The sequence below is a fragment of the Mesorhizobium sp. L2C084A000 genome (assembly GCF_000502875.1).
In the GTDB taxonomy this organism is placed as follows: Bacteria; Pseudomonadota; Alphaproteobacteria; order Rhizobiales; family Rhizobiaceae; genus Mesorhizobium.
In genome coordinates this window covers 298,913-313,457 of the sequence record NZ_AYWX01000011.1, presented here as the reverse complement: position 1 = coordinate 313,457, position 14,545 = coordinate 298,913, and the positions used below count along the sequence as shown (strand labels likewise).

Here is a 14,545-nt window from a genome sequence, read left to right as displayed (position 1 = left end):
GCGGCGGGAGCCGCGGGGACCTCCGCGGCGGGCAGCCGCGCTTCGGTGCCGGGATCGGCCGATTTTGGCGCTGCGGGCGACGTCTGCGCCGCCACTTGCGCCGGCGGCGTGGGATTGAGATACGGGTCGAGTGCGCCCGATACATAGGCGGTTCCCGCGGCAGCAACGGTCCCACCCGCCGCGAACAGGAACGCCTTCAGTGGATTAATTGCCATATTTCCCTACCCCTTAGCCACCTAACGCCGGTCTAGCTTGTTTTGCCAATGCCGACAAGAAAAACGGGCCGACAAGAAAAAGCCCGGGCTTGTTGACCCTTGGGGCTTGACCACGCTTTCAGACCCAATCACCAATCATCGGCATGAACACGATTCGATCCGTCTGCGTCTATTGCGGCTCGTCTCCGGGCCGTGATGAAATCTATATCAAGGCCGGAAACCTGCTCGGACGCTCGATTGCCAAAGCAGGAATGCGGCTGGTCTATGGCGGCGGCACCAAAGGCATCATGGGCGCTGTCGCCGAAGGCGCTTTGCGCGCCGGCGGCAAGGTGACGGGCATCATTCCGCGCTTCCTGATCAACAGGGAGGCAACCGAAACCGCGCTTGACCGGCTCGACGAGTTGCTGATCACCGACAACATGCACGAGCGCAAACACAAGATGTTCGAGAAATCCGACGCCTTTGTGGCGCTGCCGGGGGGCATCGGCACGGTCGAGGAGATCGTCGAGGTGATGACCTGGGCGCAGCTTGGCCATCATCGCAAACCGATCGTCTTCGGCAATGTCGGAGGATTCTGGGATCCGATGCTGACGCTGCTCGATCACATGGCCGCTGAGGGCTTCATCCACACCGCGCAACGGGTCAAGCCGCTGGTTGTCGACGACCCCGAAGCGATCGTCGCCGCCATCATGGTGGCTGGATCCTCCGTAGACGCCCCGACCGAGGGCGTGCAGTCGGTGATAGACAAGATGTAGGGGAATACGGGAGTAAGGCAGTAGGGGAATATGTGAAGTGCCTGGGAACGGCGCCCCCTATTCCCCTATTCCCCTATTCCCCTATTCCCCTATTCCCCTATTCCCCTATTCCTCAGCTGCCTGCCGCAAATCGGCAATCACCGCCCGTCGGTCATGACGCCGCCAGGCGAGATAGATGGAGACCGTGCGGTCGAACCACGGCAGGTCGCGAAATACGATCCGCGGCGGCGCAGCGACACGCAGGCTGGCTTGCACCGTCGCAAGGCCGAGACCGGCGCTGACAAGGCCGAGCGAGGTCAGCGGGTCCGCCGTCTCATAGGCGATGTCGGGCAGAAAGCCGGCCTTGGCGCAGGCGGCAAGGAACTGGCCGCGATTGGTGTCGTCCGGCTGGCGCACGACGGTGATCCAGGTGCGACCGTCAAGGTGGTCGGGCCCAATCTCTGGCACTTCAGCAAGCGGATCATCTTCGGGGATCGCCAGCACCAGCGGCTCATGCCGCAGCGCTATCGCGGCGACATCCGGGTCATCATCGGCTGGCGGCGAGTAGACAAAGCCCAGATCCAGCGACCGCTGCCGTAGCCCTTCCAACTGCGCCGCCGAACGCAGGCTTCTCAGCTGCAGGTGGAAATCCGGCCGGTCGCGACGGAACTGGCGCAGCATCCCAGCGACAAGCCCGGCATGAACGGCGCCTTCGACATAGCCGATGGCGAGCCGGCCGACGGCGCCGCTGGCCAGGTTGCGGCCGAACTGCTCCAAACGTCGCGCATTGGACAGCAGCGCGCGGGCTTCGACGAGGAAGGCGCGGCCCTCGGCGTTGAGGTGGACCCGCTGCTTTGCCCGTTCGAACAAAGCGACGCCGAGTTGCTCCTCGAGCTGGATGATCTGCCGGCTGAGTGGCGACTGAGAAATATGCAGCATTTCGGCGGCGCGCCCGACATTGCCGGTTTCGGCGACGGTGACGAAATAGCGGAGCTGACGCAGATCGAACATTTTTCTCCGGGCTCCAGTCCCCCCAGGTCTCAACTTTAGCCTAACCAGTCTTGGACAGTCTGACCGGCGGGAGCGATAATTCGGCCATTCCAACCAAAGGAGACCGCCATGCAGTTCTTTGCCCTTCTCACCCGCAACACCGAAAAATTTGCCGATGCCGATTTCGCTCCGCTTCTACCCGGCGAAGCCGAACAGCGGCGCACGCTCTATGCCGAAGGCGCGGTACGCCAGATGTGGAACCGAGGCGACATCCCGGGCAGCGGCATGATGTTCGAGGCAGCCGATGATGCAGAGGTTCGCGCCCACCTCGCCACCCTTGCCGTTGGTCAAGGCCGGCATGATGGACATTGCCGCAATCGTATCCCTAAAGCCCTACCCCGGCTTCGGCCCGAAGCACTGACAGGGACACAATCCGGGGGTGGCGAAGGCCGTCACCACCGGATTGACGTAGGTGATCGACAGACCGTGATCGGCTGTCAAGAAACCGTCACACGGAACCGGGTTCGCTCGTGCTAGAAATCAAGGCCAGGCAGCCGCCGTGCGGTGCCATCTTCGGAACATGCATCTGGCACCGCCCCCATGGATATCACTGTCGCCCCGGAAGGCACCGACCTGTCGCCCTACCTGCCCGACGAGCACGGATTGTTCTTCATCTATCACTTCACCGCTGAGGGCGTGCGAACCAGGGACGCCGCCGCCGCGCACTGGACATGGCGCAGCTACCAGCTTTCCGACATGCGCGCTCGCCATGAGATCGGCACCGATCAGGCTTTGCCGGCACCGGTGCGTGAAGCTTTCCTGTCCGCCAGCCATGGCTGCCACATCGACCTCGAGGACGACTGGCTCTATGGCGACCTGCCGGATCTGCGCCATGACTATTCGGCGGAAACGGGCGGACTTGGCCATTTCCGCTTCGCCCTCAACGACACCATGCTGGTCGGCGCCCGCAAGCAGCCGCTGCAGTCTGTCGATAACATCCGCAAGGCGATCGAGAACGGATCGCGCAAATTCCGCTCGCCGGCCGCGCTGATCGAGGCGGTCGTCGGCCAGTCGTTCGACGGCATGGTGGCCGAACTTGCGGCACTTGGCGACAGTCTCGACGGCATCGAGGATCGCATCGTCTGCGACGCATGGCACAATGAGCGGCAGGCGCTGGTCGACGCGCGCCGGCACCTGGTGGTGATCCACCGGCAGATGGCGACGCTGACCAATCTGTTTCGCCATCTCGACCATTCGCACCGCAACGACCTGCCGGATTCCATCAACGACATGGCGGCGCGGCTGTCGCATCGTGCGCAGACGCTGCACTATGACGGCGAGCAGTTGCAGGCCCGCGCCCGGCTTTTGCAAGACGAGCTGATGGCCAAGCTGACAACGCAGTCGAACCGGCTGCTGTACGTACTGTCGGTGATGACGGCGGTGCTGTTGCCGATGACCATCATCTCCGGCCTGTTCGGCATGAATGTCGGCGGCCTGCCGCTGGTCGACACGCCAATGGGCTTCTGGGTGGTGACGGCGGTAGCGATGGTAATCGCGGGAGCGACCTATCTCTTTGTCAGGCGGCTCGGACAGATGTAGCACCCGCCGGCGGCTATCACGCCGTGGCGCGAAGATCCTCGATGACTGTGCCGGCGGCGGCCACTTCCGCTTCGTGATCGGACTCGCGCCAGATTTCGGCAAGGCCAGCCGCATACCATTCGCGCATCGCCGGTAGAGCAAGCAATTGCGCCGGATAAGCCGCAGCCGCACCCTCGAAGGGGAGCCCATAGGACTGGGCGCGGAACGCCACCGGAGCAAAGAAAGCGTCGACGGCGGTGAAATGAGCGCCGGCCAGAAACGGCCCGCCGAAACGGGCAAGACCATCATTCCAGAGGTCACCGAGGCGGAAAAGGTCCTGCTTCAGCCCATCGGACATCGGGAACGGCTTTACCCGCACGCCGCAACTCATCGGGCATGCCCCGCGCAATGCGGTGAAGCTCGAATGCATCTCGGCGGCGGCCGAGCGTGCCCAGGCGCGCGCCTTGGCTTCGACGGGCCACACGCCATGGTGGCGTTCGGCCAGATATTCGACGATGGCCAGCGAATCCCAGACCGCCCAGCCGTCCTCGATCAGGCACGGCACCCGGCCGCTGGGCGAAAACGACCGGTAGAGTTCCCAGCTCGATGCGGTCGGGAATGGCGTCAGCCGCTCCTCGAATGGGATATCCAGCGCGCGCATCAACACCCAGGGCCGCAGCGACCATGAGGAATAGTTCTTGTTGGCGATATGCAGCAGGTACATCGAAACTCCTTACCGTGCGGGCTGCGGCGCGGCGCGGCGCGCTGTCGTCAACATCGACCAGGAATAGACCGCCAAGGCCGCCCAGATCAGCGCGAACGCAATCGCCTGGGTGGTGCCGAAAGGCTCGTCGAAGATCAGAACGGCGATCAGGAACACCATGGTCGGCGCGATATATTGCATGATGCCGATGGTTGACAGGCGCAGCAGCTTGGCGCCGAAGGCGAACAGCAGCAGCGGTATCGACGTGACTGGACCGCAGCCGATCAGCAGCGCCCTATCGGCACCGCTGCTGGATACGATGTGGTCCTGCCCGGTCGCGATGAGATAAACGATGTAGCCAAGTGCCGGCACCGACAGCAGAAGCACTTCGAGCAAAAATCCCTGGCTCGGTCCGATCGGCAGCGTCTTGCGGAAGAAGCCGTAGGCGGCGAAGGAAAAAGCCAACGCCAGCGACACCCAGGGCAGCTTGCCGCCCTCGATGGTCAGCACCGCGACCGCGACGGCCGCCAGCACCACCGCCGCGATCTGCAGCCGGTCGAGGCGCTCGGCAAGCAGCAGCGCGCCGACAACGACGCTGACCAGTGGATTGATGTAGTAGCCGAGCGCGGTCTCGACAGTGCGGTCGACGGCAATCGCCCAGACATAGATGCCCCAGTTGACCGAAATCAGCGCAGCCGTCAGCGCGGCCATGGCGATGGTGCGCGGCGAACGCAGTGCCGCCTTGAAATCCGCCGTGCGGCCGGCCCAGATCAGGACGGCGGCGGCGATCGGCACCGACCAGACGATGCGATGGGCAATGACTTCGGCGAGCGGCAGATGAGCGACCGCCTTCATGTAAAAAGGCAGCAGCCCCCATAGCAGATAGGCCCCCAGTGCCAGCAGGAAGCCGCGACGGGCCTTGGAATCCGCATCCAGGGTGATTGTTTCAGTGGCCATGGGCCAACGCTATGGCCCAGCCACCTTGGCAAGACCATCGCAAAGTTCTGATGGATCAATGGACTTTCGCTGATGGTTCAACCCTATTCGGCGGCCACCAGTCCGGCCATCTCGCGGTTCTTCATCAGCTTGTAGACGATGGAATCCATCAGCGCTTGGAACGAGGCGTCGATGATGTTTTCGGAAACGCCGACCGTCCACCAGCGCGCGCCGGTGCCGTCATGCGATTCGATCAGAACGCGGGTGATCGCCTCGGTGCCGCCATTGAGGATACGCACCTTGAAGTCGGCCAGTTCCATGTCGGCGATCTCGCTCTGGAACTTGCCAAGGTCCTTGCGCAGCGCGATGTCGAGTGCGTTGACCGGGCCATGCCCCTCGGCCACCGACATCTTCTCCTCGCCGTCGACCACCACCTTGACGATCGCTTCGGAGACCGTCTTCAGCTGGCCGTTGGCGTCGAAGCGGCGCTCGACCATGCAGCGGAACGAGGTGACGTTGAAGAACTCCGGTAGGCCGTGCAGCATCTTGCGTGCCAGGAGCTCGAAGCTGGCATCGGCGCCCTCATAGGCGTAGCCCTCGGCCTCGCGCTCCTTGACCACTGATATCAGCGCGTCGAGCCGGTGATCATCTTTCGGCACGTCGATGCCGCGCCGCTTCAACTCGGCGAGGAAATTGGCCTTGCCGCCCTGGTCCGAAACCATGACGCGGCGGCGGTTGCCGACCGTTTCCGGGGGCACATGCTCATAGGTCGCCGGCTCCTTGGCCAGCGCGGAGGCATGGATGCCCGCCTTGGTGGCGAAAGCAGAGGCCCCGACATAGGGCGCTTGCGCTTCCGGGGCGCGGTTCAGGAGTTCGTCGAAGGCGCGGGACAGGCGCGAAATGCCGGTCAGCGCCTCAGCCGAAATGCCCGTCTCGAAACGATCGGCGAAGGTCGGTTTCAACGCCAGCGTTGGTACGATCGAGATCAAATTGGCGTTGCCGCAGCGCTCGCCGATGCCGTTGAGCGTGCCCTGTATCTGGCGCACGCCGGCCTCGACAGCGGCGAGGGAATTCGCCACTGCCTGGCCGGTGTCGTCATGAGCATGGATGCCGAGATAATCGCCTGAAATACCTGATGAAATAACCTTCTCGACGATGGCGCGGACTTCCGAGGGTTGCGTGCCACCATTGGTGTCGCACAGCACCACCCAGCGCGCGCCGGCATCACAGGCGGTCCTGGCGCAGGCCAGCGCATAATCGGGATTGGCCTTGAAGCCGTCGAAAAAATGCTCGCAATCGACCAACGCCTCCTTGCCGGCGGCGATCGCCGCCTCGACGGAGGCCTTGATGGCGTCGAGGTTCTCCTCATTGGTGCAGCCGAGCGCGACACGGACATGGTAGTCCCAACTCTTGGCGACGAAGCAGATGGCATCCGACTTGGATTGCACGAGTGACGCAAGGCCGGGATCGTTGGAAGCTGACACCCCAGCCCGTTTGGTCATGCCGAAGGCGACGAATTTGGCGCGCGACGTACGTTTCTCCTGGAAGAAGGCTGTGTCGGTCGGGTTGGCGCCGGGATAGCCACCTTCGACATAATCGAGGCCGAAAGCGTCGAGCAGTTTCGCGATAGCGATCTTGTCCTCGACGGAAAAGTCTATGCCCGGCGTCTGCTGGCCATCGCGCAAGGTGGTGTCGAAGAGGAACAGTCTTTCCTTTTTCATGACAGCAAGGTGCTTGAGCACCCCCCTGTGGCCTGCCGGCCATCTCCCCCGCAAGGGGGGAGATCGGCAGCTTTGACGATAGCGCTGGTCCTGCATCGTCGGCGATTGGCGAAAGCGAAGGCGACATCCAATCTCCCCCCTTGCGGGGGAGATGTCCGGTAGGACAGAGGGGGGTGTGAAGGATCGCCGTGCATCGACTATATCTTCCCTGCAAACCGATCCGTCGCCCGGATCAGTTGATCCAGAATCCCCGGCTCCGAATAAGCATGACCGGCGCCCTCGATCAGATGGAAATCCGCCTTCGGCCAGGCCTTGTGCAGCGCCCAGGCATAGCGCGCCGGGCACGGCATGTCGTAGCGGCCATGGACGATGGTGCCGGGAATGTCGCTCAGCTTGTGCGCGTCGCGCAGCAGCTGCCCTTCCTCAAGCCAGCCGGCATGGACGAAATAGTGGTTTTCGATGCGGGCGAAGGCAATGGCATAGTCGTCCTCACCAAACGGTCCACTGGTCTCCGGTTCCGGCAACAGCGTGATCGTTTCGCCCTCCCACAGGCTCCAGGCGCGGGCGGCTTCGATCTGCGCCTTGCGATCCGTGCCGACCAGCCGCTTGCGGTAGGCAGCCATCATGTCGCCGCGCTCGGCCTCCGGGACCGGCGCCAGAAAGCGCTCCCATTTGTCCGGGAACATTTCCGAGACGCCGAACTGATAGTACCATTCGAGTTCCGCACGTGTCAGCGTGTAGATGCCGCGTACCACCAACTCACTGACGCGTTCGGGGTGCGTTTCGGCATAGGCGAGCGCCAGCGTCGACCCCCAGGAGCCGCCGAACACCAGCCATTTGTCGAAGCCGGCCATTTCGCGCAGGCGTTCGATGTCGGCGACCAGGTGCCAGGTCGTGTTGGCTTCGAGCGAGGCATTGGGCGTCGATTTTCCGCAGCCGCGTTGATCGAACAGGATGACATCGTAGAGCTTCGGGTCGAACAGCCGCCGGTGCTTTGGCGAGATGGTGCCGCCCGGCCCGCCATGCAGAAACACCGCCGGTTTGGCGCCTTTGGTGCCGGAACGTTCCCAGTAGACCTGATGGCCGTCGCCGACATCGAGCATGCCGGACTCGAAGGCCTCGATCTCGGGATAGAGGGTACGCAATTGACTGCTCATAGTTGCAAACCTTTGGTCGGCCAGTCCGCTGTTTCATGGTCGGGGTGCTGGAAGGAGATGATGGATTCCTGCCTGTTATAGTAGTCGGGATCCTGGTGGACGGGCTGATCGAAGATCGTCTCCACCCAGGGCAGCCGCGCGGCGTAGTTGACCTGGATCTGCGGGGCGAGATCTGAGCGGTCGTCGAAGGCACCGATAGCGATCTCAAGTCCACCGGGCTGCCGGTAGGTCAGCGGCGTCCCGCAGCGGGCGCAGAAACCACGATCGATGTTGACCGACGACTGGAAATAGCTTGGCTCTTCATGGGTCCATTTGACGCCATCCCTGGGCACCGTGACCAGCGCACCGAAGAACGAGCCGAACTGCTTCTGGCACATCCGGCAATGGCAGATCGAGGGACGGCCGAGCGCCCCATGAATGCGGAAACGCACGGCGCCGCATTGGCAGCCGCCAGTTCTTACTGTCTCGGTCATGGTCTTTCCTTCGGCGGCCATTGTTCGGTGTCGTGGTCCGGATGCTGATAGGAGACGAGATCGGCCAGATAAGAGGCCGACGACACGTCGGCCATCGTCTCCTCGCCCGGCAATTGCGGGATCGTATCGACATAAGGCAGCTTTGCCTCGACACCCCATTGGATCAGCGGCACGATCTCCGCCGGATTGTCGAACGCGCCGATGGCGAGGCCAACGCCGTCCGGCGCGGTGAAGGTCAGCGGCGTGCCGCAATCGGCGCAAAAACCGCGATCGACATGGTTGGAGGAGCGGAAGTATTTCGGCTCGCCGCGCGTCCAGTCGAGCCGGGCGCCACGCACCGAAACCAGCGGCGCATAGAACGAGCCGAACGCCTTCTGGCACATGCGGCAATGGCAGACCGAAGCGTCGCCGAGCGCGCCTTCAACGCGAAAGCGCACCGCGCCGCACTGGCAGCCGCCGGTGTAGATCGGCCGGTTGTCGAGGCTCATCTCGGCTCACTCCGGCGCATGGCAGACGGCTTCGACATTGTTGCCGTCGGGATCGAAGACGAAGGCGCCATAGTAGTTCGGGTGATAATGCCGGCGCAGGCCCGGCCCGCCATTGTCCTTGCCACCGGCAGCAAGTGCCGCTGCGTGGAAGGCATCGACCTCGGCGCGGCTGCGCGCGGTGAAGGCGACGTGCTGGTGATCCCTGGGCTTGTCCTTGGCCGAACTCAGCCAGAACACCGGCCGGTCACGGCCATAGCCGCCGACCTTGGCGCCGCCGGTGTATTCCAGCGGCACCATGTAGAGGAGCGCTGCACCAAGCGGCGCCATCGCCTTGTCATAGAAAGCCTTCGAAGCATCGAAATCGGCAACGGTGATGCCAAGATGGTCTATCATGAAATTGCCTCCCTAGCTGGTTCGATCGCCAGCACTTCGGCAGCGGCCAGGCCGGCCTCGATGACGATGTGCTGGCAGACATTGTCGATATCGCGAATGACGTCGTCGTTCCAGAAGCGCAGGATGGTCCAGCCACTGCTCTTAAAATATGCGCTGCGTGTCTCGTCTTGTTGTAGATTTTCGCTATCCGCATGCTGGCTGCCGTCTACCTCGACGATGAGACGATAGGCCGAGCAAGCAAAGTCAACGATATAAGGTCCGATCGGCACCTGCCGTCGAAAGCTCATCCCCATAAGCTGGTGAGCACGCAACTCATTCCAAAGTTTCAACTCCGCATCGGTCATGACGCGACGCATGGATTTTGCATTCCGGCGGTGTCGTTGCGGAACGAGATCGTGTCCCATCAAACACCCCTTCGCCGGTGATTAGCGAAATCGGCGACGAGGGCTGATCTCCCCCCTTGCGGGGGAGATGCCCGGCAGGGCAGAGGGGGGNCCCTCTGTCCTGCCGGACATCTCCCCCGCAAGGGGGGAGATCGGCTGTCACCAGGGTCTCCGCCAACCTTTCAAAAGTGTTTCGCGCCAACCTCACCGCTTGACCTCCCACGTCGTCACTCGCTCGCCAGTGACCAGATCCTTACCGTCCTTCAACTGTACACCTTGCGCCAGCAGTTCGTCGCGGATGCGGTCGGCCTCGGCCCAGTTCTTCGACGCTATGAGGGCAAGTCGGGTTTCAATTGCCTCAACAATGGCATGTTCGGCAACTTTTGCTTCCGCAAAGTCAAAACCAAGAAATAACAAAGCTGCCTTTACCTCAGCAGCGGCATTCAACTTAAATTCGACGTCTATTGGATCGCCATCAATTTCAACAAAGGGCGTTTCTGAGCCCTCCGACCCCAGACCTTTGCTCGCGTCTGAAACGAGCTCCGCCAATATGTAAAAGGCCTGAGGTGTCGAAAGGTCGTCCGAAAGTGCCTTAACAAAGCTGCTAGGGGGGCCCGTTTCATAACGCGCTCCATCAGCTACTCGCTTCCATTTGCGCAGCGTGTTCTCGGCCTCTTCCAGCTTGCGCACGGAAAAGTCGATTGGTTCGCGGTAGTGCGTCATCAGCATCGCCAGCCGCAGCACCTCGCCCGGCCATTTGCGGCCGCCAAAGGTCTCGGTCTCCAGCAGTTCGTTGATCGAATAGAAATTGCCGACGCTTTTCGACATTTTCTGGCCTTCGACCTGCAGGAAGCCGTTGTGCATCCAGATGTTGGCCATCACGTCCGTGCCATGGGCGCAGCGCGACTGGGCGATCTCGTTCTCATGGTGCGGGAAGATCAGGTCGAGGCCGCCGCCATGGATGTCGAACACCTCGCCAAGATAGGCGGCCGACATTGCCGAGCATTCGATGTGCCAGCCCGGCCGACCCCTGCCCCATGGCGAATTCCAGCCGGGCTCCTCCGGCGACGACAACTTCCACAGGACAAAATCGCCGGGATTTTTCTTGTGCGCGTCGACGGCGACGCGAGCACCAGCCTGCTGCTCGTCGAGATTGCGCTTCGACAGCTGGCCGTAGTCCGGCATCGACGCCGTATCGAACAGGACTTCGCCCGCGGCAACATAGGCATGGCCGCGTTCGATCAGGCTTTGAATCAAGGTGATCATGTCGACTTTGCCGTCGGCGCGGGGCTCGACGAATTCGGTGGCGCGCGGCTCGACCGTCGGCTCCAGGCAGCCGAGAACCGCCACATCGCTGTGGAACTGGTCGGCGGTCTTTTCGGTGACCCGCCTGATCGCCTCGTTGAGCGAAAGTGTTCCGGAAGCGATCTCGCCGCCGAAGTCGCGCAGAGCGCGCGCGTTGATCTTGTCGTCGACGTCGGTGATGTTGCGCACATAGGTGACGTGCGCCTCGCCATAGACTTGGCGCAGCAGGCGGAACAGCACGTCGAAGACGATCACCGGTCTGGCATTGCCGATATGGGCAAAGTCGTAGACGGTCGGACCGCAGACATACATGCGCACGTTCAGCGGATCGATCGGGACGAAATCCTCTTTCGTCCGCGTCAGCGTGTTGTAGAGGCGCAGGCCCTGCGATGCGTCAGACATTCGTGCCTTCCCGTTTCAGATCTTTCATCTGGATGGAGCCAGCCCGCGCCAAGACGCAAATCAGGCTCCAGCCTGCTGGCCGGGGCGTTTGTCCAATCTGGGGAAAGATGAGGCGAAAACGTCCGGACCAGCGCGAGGCTAGCCAATAATGCAAATGCCACAAATGGCGAAAGACGTTTTCATGGGCGGCTTTATCGCCTTGGCGAGTGTTGCCGTCAAGTCGCTAGTTTCGGCAAAAACGTCGCTGGATCACAGGTAATGAGCCACTGAAACATTTTATTAAACATGTCGGCACAGTCATGAAACATTCGCCGGCTAGATCAGCAGGCGTCACGATTTGGTCAGAATCGGCCATCAAACGCAGACACGAAAATGTTACCTGGGAAGAGAGACATGCTCCGAAGCAAGCAGGAATCCAATCGCGCCAAGCAACCGGCGCTGGCCAACCACTATCGCGCCATAGGCCCGGCCGCGATCGTCGCCGCACTTCTCCACACCGCGAAGAAGAAGAAGCCGGCGCAGAAGATCGTATCGCCCCGCGCTGCCTGAAGCAGTGTGTGGCTGGCGCCAAAGGTGCCAGGCATGAGGGCGCTGACATGCGGCCCTGAAGAACAGCTCAGCTAAAACAACGTCAGCTGACTGTCGTCCGCGCCGGGCTTCTGGCGCTTGACTTTTTCGGGCTCCGGCCCGATCTCGCCCCGCTCCTGGATCTCCGGTCCGGTGTTGACGACCTTGTTGACGAGGTCGGAGACGGGAATTGCCTCGAAGAAATCAGGCTGTGCCGGCCGCAACAGGTCGGCGACATCGCGCGGCTCGAGCGTGCGGCAATCCAGCCAGCGGGCGAAATCCCTGGGATCGATCACCACCGGCATGCGGTCGTGAATATGGGCGATGTCGGCATTGGCGTTGACGGTCAAGATAGCGCCGGTGTCCATTTCCGAACCGCCCGGCTCGGCATAGGTCTCGATCAAGCCGGCAAAGGCGAGCAACCCGCCATGCCTAGGCCTGATCCAGTAGGGCTGCCCCTTCTTGCCACCAGTTTGCCGCCACTCGTAAAAACCCGACGCCGGCACCAGCGCGCGGCGATGGCGCATGGCGGCTTTGAACGAGGCCTTCTCAGCTGCGCCTTCAGAGCGCGCGTTGAACAGCAGCGGAAATTCCCTGGTATCCTTGACCCAGGTCGGAATCAGCCCCCAGCGCACCAGCATCGGCTGCCGGTCCGGCAGATTGGAGCCCGGCGCCTGCGGGGGGCCGGCGACCGCCATCAGGATCGGTTGGGTTGGTGCGATGTTGTAGCGCGCCGGGAAATCCTCCAGTTCAGCCAAACCTAGCAAGGCGGCAGTCTGGTCCGGCGTCGCGGTCAAGGCAAAACGTCCGCACATGGTCGATTGGCGCCCTTCGAATGGTTCAGCTTGAAAGTGGCGATAGAACCGCCGTTGCGCAACCGCTAAAGCTTCCGCATGCTGGCGGTTCCACAACAGACCAGCTTCACGCCTGATCGGGAACCCATGAACAAAGCGCGCAAGACACTTCCGGCAGTTTCGGTCGCCGTCGTGCGCGCAGACACCGTGCTTCTGGTCAAGCGGGCGCGGCAACCCTCGCAGGGGCTCTATGCCTTTCCAGGCGGCAAGGTCGAGCCCGACGAAACGCTGGAGCAAGCCATCGCTCGCGAACTGTTGGAAGAGACCGGCTTGCGGGCCACCGATTATCGCCGGCTTCGGGAAATCCACATCGACGGCAGGGACGACAGCCACCCGGTTGACTATCTCCTCACAGTCTTCGGAGCCGTCTATGCCGGCGGCGAGGCGGTGGCCAGCGACGATGCAGAGACGGCGGCCTTCTATACGCTCATCGAGATGGCGGCGCTGCCGCTAGCAGGCTCGGTATTCGCGGTCGCAGAAGACTTGTTGGCCCCTGGCAGAAACGCCGGACTGCTGCCCTGAAAACCGCCTTGCAGGCGACAAATTGTTTCGCCACAAAGACTTATCCTGTTTGGCAGAGCCACGCCGTTGGGTAGAGAAGGCTTATGAACCGTCCATCCATGCTCCTCGCCGTGTGTCTTTCCGTCAGCACGACCGTTTCGATACGGCCCGCGCTCAGCGCCGAGTCGCCGTTCGAGCCTGGGTTGATGCGGCTGGCGGAGGTTCTGGGCTCGCTGCATTTCCTGCGCAATCTGTGCGGCGAGAAGGGCGAGCAGTGGCGTGTCGAGATGACAAAACTGCTCGATTCGGAAAATCCGGACGCCGAGCGGCGCGCCCGCTTCATCGCCAGCTTCAATCGCGGCTACCGCTCTTTCGGCGGCACCTATACGAGGTGCACGCCCTCGGCGACCGAAGCCATCAGCCGCTACATGAAGGAAGGCGAGACGCTATCTCGCGATATCGCCTCGCGTTACGGCAACTAGGCACTCGCTCATCAACAACTATCCGGATCATTGCTGGGCACAGCGGATATATCGGCTTGTGCCAGGCGATATCTTGGTGCAATCCTCATGTTGCACTTCTGCAACAGTATTAACGAAACCTTACCGCGCGAAAGCGGAATTAACTCAAACTGAAGGTTTTCGCCCCGCAGGCCGCCCCAATCGGCTAAGTTTGACTCGAGCTGAACGCAGCTTCGCACAAGGCAATCGGGCTTTGTAAAAGACGATCAAAAAAATGTCGTATTTACAAATACTTAATTGCCCCTGCGTGTGAAATGAACAGATCAGGCCTGATCCACATCGATGGATCGCAGCTTGAAAGGGTGGACATTCGCTTATGGAACATGGTGTCAACGACATCGACGCGCTGGTCAGGGAAGAAAAACGCCTGACCGCCGTGGAAAGCCACAGCGAGGCCTGGGCGGAAGGTCTCTCCGCCGGGATAGAGCCCGAGATCATCGCCGAAGCAGCGCTCGAAACAGCCTTCGGCGAGATGTTGCGTGCCAATGGCGAGACCTCGGCCCTTGCCCTGCTCGACCGTATGCGTGAAAAGGTGATTGCTGGCGCCTTCGAACCTGAACGGCTGCGGCACTGAACCGACGTCCGGTTCTTTGACGGGAACATGCCGCTCGGGCGTCATGCCCG

Annotated in this window: 18 protein-coding genes and 1 pseudogene; 7 read left to right on the top strand and 12 right to left on the bottom strand. The window is 62.0% G+C overall.

Annotated elements, in window-relative coordinates; all coding sequences use genetic code 11:
- Positions 1–215, bottom strand: a pseudogene (locus tag X735_RS1000000167950) (peptigoglycan-binding protein LysM); the annotation flags it as partial.
- A gap of 143 nt (positions 216–358) precedes the next feature.
- Here X735_RS1000000167950 and X735_RS143125 point away from each other — a divergent pair.
- On the top strand, positions 359–970 hold the full coding sequence (locus X735_RS143125) for a TIGR00730 family Rossman fold protein (protein ID WP_023812907.1): 612 nt from the start codon (positions 359–361) through the stop codon (positions 968–970).
- 105 nt (positions 971–1,075) lie between these two features.
- Here the strand turns inward: X735_RS143125 and X735_RS143130 are convergent, their stop codons facing one another.
- Positions 1,076–1,960 (bottom strand): LysR substrate-binding domain-containing protein, encoded by an 885-nt coding sequence (locus tag X735_RS143130; RefSeq protein WP_023812906.1) that lies wholly within the window; start codon positions 1,958–1,960, stop codon positions 1,076–1,078.
- 108 nt (positions 1,961–2,068) lie between these two features.
- Between X735_RS143130 and X735_RS1000000167945 the strand changes: the two genes are divergently transcribed.
- A complete protein-coding gene (locus tag X735_RS1000000167945) occupies positions 2,069–2,476 on the top strand; it encodes a hypothetical protein (RefSeq protein ID WP_245273266.1) in 408 nt (135 codons plus the stop codon).
- Positions 2,477–2,539: 63 nt separating this feature from the next.
- Complete coding sequence (locus X735_RS143135) at positions 2,540–3,538, top strand: transporter (RefSeq protein WP_023812904.1); 999 nt, start codon at positions 2,540–2,542, stop codon at positions 3,536–3,538.
- Between the two features lie 16 nt (positions 3,539–3,554).
- On the opposite strand, the gene X735_RS143140 is transcribed toward X735_RS143135, so the two are convergent.
- The 9 genes from X735_RS143140 to cysS form a co-directional block, all read right to left on the bottom strand.
- Positions 3,555–4,241, bottom strand: a complete 687-nt coding sequence (locus X735_RS143140; protein ID WP_023812903.1) for a glutathione S-transferase family protein — start codon at positions 4,239–4,241, stop codon at positions 3,555–3,557.
- Between the two features lie 9 nt (positions 4,242–4,250).
- On the bottom strand, positions 4,251–5,177 hold the full coding sequence (rarD, locus tag X735_RS143145; protein WP_023812902.1) for an EamA family transporter RarD: 927 nt from the start codon (positions 5,175–5,177) through the stop codon (positions 4,251–4,253).
- Between the two features lie 83 nt (positions 5,178–5,260).
- Entirely contained in the window at positions 5,261–6,877 is a 1,617-nt protein-coding gene (gene cimA / locus X735_RS143150; protein ID WP_023812901.1) for a citramalate synthase, read from the bottom strand.
- Positions 6,878–7,074: 197 nt separating this feature from the next.
- On the bottom strand, positions 7,075–8,034 hold the full coding sequence (pip, locus tag X735_RS143155; protein ID WP_023812900.1) for a prolyl aminopeptidase: 960 nt from the start codon (positions 8,032–8,034) through the stop codon (positions 7,075–7,077).
- Positions 8,031–8,507: a GFA family protein gene (locus X735_RS143160; protein ID WP_023812899.1), complete on the bottom strand. Its 477-nt coding sequence runs from the start codon at positions 8,505–8,507 to the stop codon at positions 8,031–8,033. The genes pip and X735_RS143160 overlap by 4 nt, the downstream gene beginning before the upstream one ends.
- Complete coding sequence (locus X735_RS143165) at positions 8,504–8,995, bottom strand: GFA family protein (protein WP_023812898.1); 492 nt, start codon at positions 8,993–8,995, stop codon at positions 8,504–8,506. Before X735_RS143165 ends, X735_RS143160 begins: the two co-directional genes overlap by 4 nt.
- 6 nt (positions 8,996–9,001) lie before the next feature.
- Positions 9,002–9,388, bottom strand: a complete 387-nt coding sequence (locus X735_RS143170) for a VOC family protein (protein ID WP_023812897.1) — start codon at positions 9,386–9,388, stop codon at positions 9,002–9,004.
- Positions 9,385–9,792, bottom strand: coding sequence for an endonuclease domain-containing protein (locus X735_RS143175; RefSeq protein ID WP_023812896.1), 408 nt, complete (start codon positions 9,790–9,792; stop codon positions 9,385–9,387). Before X735_RS143175 ends, X735_RS143170 begins: the two co-directional genes overlap by 4 nt.
- Positions 9,793–9,975: 183 nt before the next feature.
- Positions 9,976–11,478, bottom strand: coding sequence for a cysteine--tRNA ligase (gene cysS, locus X735_RS143180; RefSeq protein ID WP_023812895.1), 1,503 nt, complete (start codon positions 11,476–11,478; stop codon positions 9,976–9,978).
- A 393-nt stretch (positions 11,479–11,871) separates the two neighbouring features.
- Between cysS and X735_RS1000000167935 the strand changes: the two genes are divergently transcribed.
- Positions 11,872–12,027 (top strand): hypothetical protein, encoded by a 156-nt coding sequence (locus X735_RS1000000167935; RefSeq protein ID WP_023812894.1) that lies wholly within the window; start codon positions 11,872–11,874, stop codon positions 12,025–12,027.
- 71 nt (positions 12,028–12,098) lie between these two features.
- Here X735_RS1000000167935 and X735_RS143185 read toward each other — a convergent pair whose 3' ends face one another.
- On the bottom strand, positions 12,099–12,860 hold the full coding sequence (locus X735_RS143185) for an SOS response-associated peptidase (protein WP_023812893.1): 762 nt from the start codon (positions 12,858–12,860) through the stop codon (positions 12,099–12,101).
- Positions 12,861–12,986: 126 nt separating this feature from the next.
- On the opposite strand from X735_RS143185, the gene X735_RS143190 reads away from it, so the two are divergent.
- The 3 genes from X735_RS143190 (at position 12,987) to X735_RS143200 (ending at position 14,495) form a co-directional block, all read left to right on the top strand.
- Entirely contained in the window at positions 12,987–13,421 is a 435-nt protein-coding gene (locus X735_RS143190) for an NUDIX domain-containing protein (protein WP_023812892.1), read from the top strand.
- A gap of 83 nt (positions 13,422–13,504) precedes the next feature.
- Positions 13,505–13,882, top strand: a complete 378-nt coding sequence (locus X735_RS143195; protein WP_023812891.1) for a TIGR02301 family protein — start codon at positions 13,505–13,507, stop codon at positions 13,880–13,882.
- 355 nt (positions 13,883–14,237) lie between these two features.
- Entirely contained in the window at positions 14,238–14,495 is a 258-nt protein-coding gene (locus tag X735_RS143200; RefSeq protein WP_008874920.1) for a hypothetical protein, read from the top strand.
- The last annotated feature ends 50 nt before the right edge of the window (positions 14,496–14,545 follow it).

Excerpts from the sequence above, each read along its gene's own strand:
- X735_RS143125 (WP_023812907.1), top strand. The coding sequence starts at position 359 with ATGAACACGATTCGATCCGTCTGCGTCTATTGCGGCTCGTCTCCGGGC.
- X735_RS143130 (WP_023812906.1), bottom strand. The coding sequence starts at position 1,960 with ATGTTCGATCTGCGTCAGCTCCGCTATTTCGTCACCGTCGCCGAAACC.
- X735_RS1000000167945 (WP_245273266.1), top strand. The coding sequence starts at position 2,069 with ATGCAGTTCTTTGCCCTTCTCACCCGCAACACCGAAAAATTTGCCGAT.
- X735_RS143135 (WP_023812904.1), top strand. The coding sequence starts at position 2,540 with ATGGATATCACTGTCGCCCCGGAAGGCACCGACCTGTCGCCCTACCTG.
- X735_RS143140 (WP_023812903.1), bottom strand. The coding sequence starts at position 4,241 with ATGTACCTGCTGCATATCGCCAACAAGAACTATTCCTCATGGTCGCTG.
- rarD (WP_023812902.1), bottom strand. The coding sequence starts at position 5,177 with ATGGCCACTGAAACAATCACCCTGGATGCGGATTCCAAGGCCCGTCGC.
- cimA (WP_023812901.1), bottom strand. The coding sequence starts at position 6,877 with ATGAAAAAGGAAAGACTGTTCCTCTTCGACACCACCTTGCGCGATGGC.
- pip (WP_023812900.1), bottom strand. The coding sequence starts at position 8,034 with ATGAGCAGTCAATTGCGTACCCTCTATCCCGAGATCGAGGCCTTCGAG.
- X735_RS143160 (WP_023812899.1), bottom strand. The coding sequence starts at position 8,507 with ATGACCGAGACAGTAAGAACTGGCGGCTGCCAATGCGGCGCCGTGCGT.
- X735_RS143165 (WP_023812898.1), bottom strand. The coding sequence starts at position 8,995 with ATGAGCCTCGACAACCGGCCGATCTACACCGGCGGCTGCCAGTGCGGC.
- X735_RS143170 (WP_023812897.1), bottom strand. The coding sequence starts at position 9,388 with ATGATAGACCATCTTGGCATCACCGTTGCCGATTTCGATGCTTCGAAG.
- X735_RS143175 (WP_023812896.1), bottom strand. The coding sequence starts at position 9,792 with ATGGGACACGATCTCGTTCCGCAACGACACCGCCGGAATGCAAAATCC.
- cysS (WP_023812895.1), bottom strand. The coding sequence starts at position 11,478 with ATGTCTGACGCATCGCAGGGCCTGCGCCTCTACAACACGCTGACGCGG.
- X735_RS1000000167935 (WP_023812894.1), top strand. The coding sequence starts at position 11,872 with ATGCTCCGAAGCAAGCAGGAATCCAATCGCGCCAAGCAACCGGCGCTG.
- X735_RS143185 (WP_023812893.1), bottom strand. The coding sequence starts at position 12,860 with ATGTGCGGACGTTTTGCCTTGACCGCGACGCCGGACCAGACTGCCGCC.
- X735_RS143190 (WP_023812892.1), top strand. The coding sequence starts at position 12,987 with ATGAACAAAGCGCGCAAGACACTTCCGGCAGTTTCGGTCGCCGTCGTG.
- X735_RS143195 (WP_023812891.1), top strand. The coding sequence starts at position 13,505 with ATGAACCGTCCATCCATGCTCCTCGCCGTGTGTCTTTCCGTCAGCACG.
- X735_RS143200 (WP_008874920.1), top strand. The coding sequence starts at position 14,238 with ATGGAACATGGTGTCAACGACATCGACGCGCTGGTCAGGGAAGAAAAA.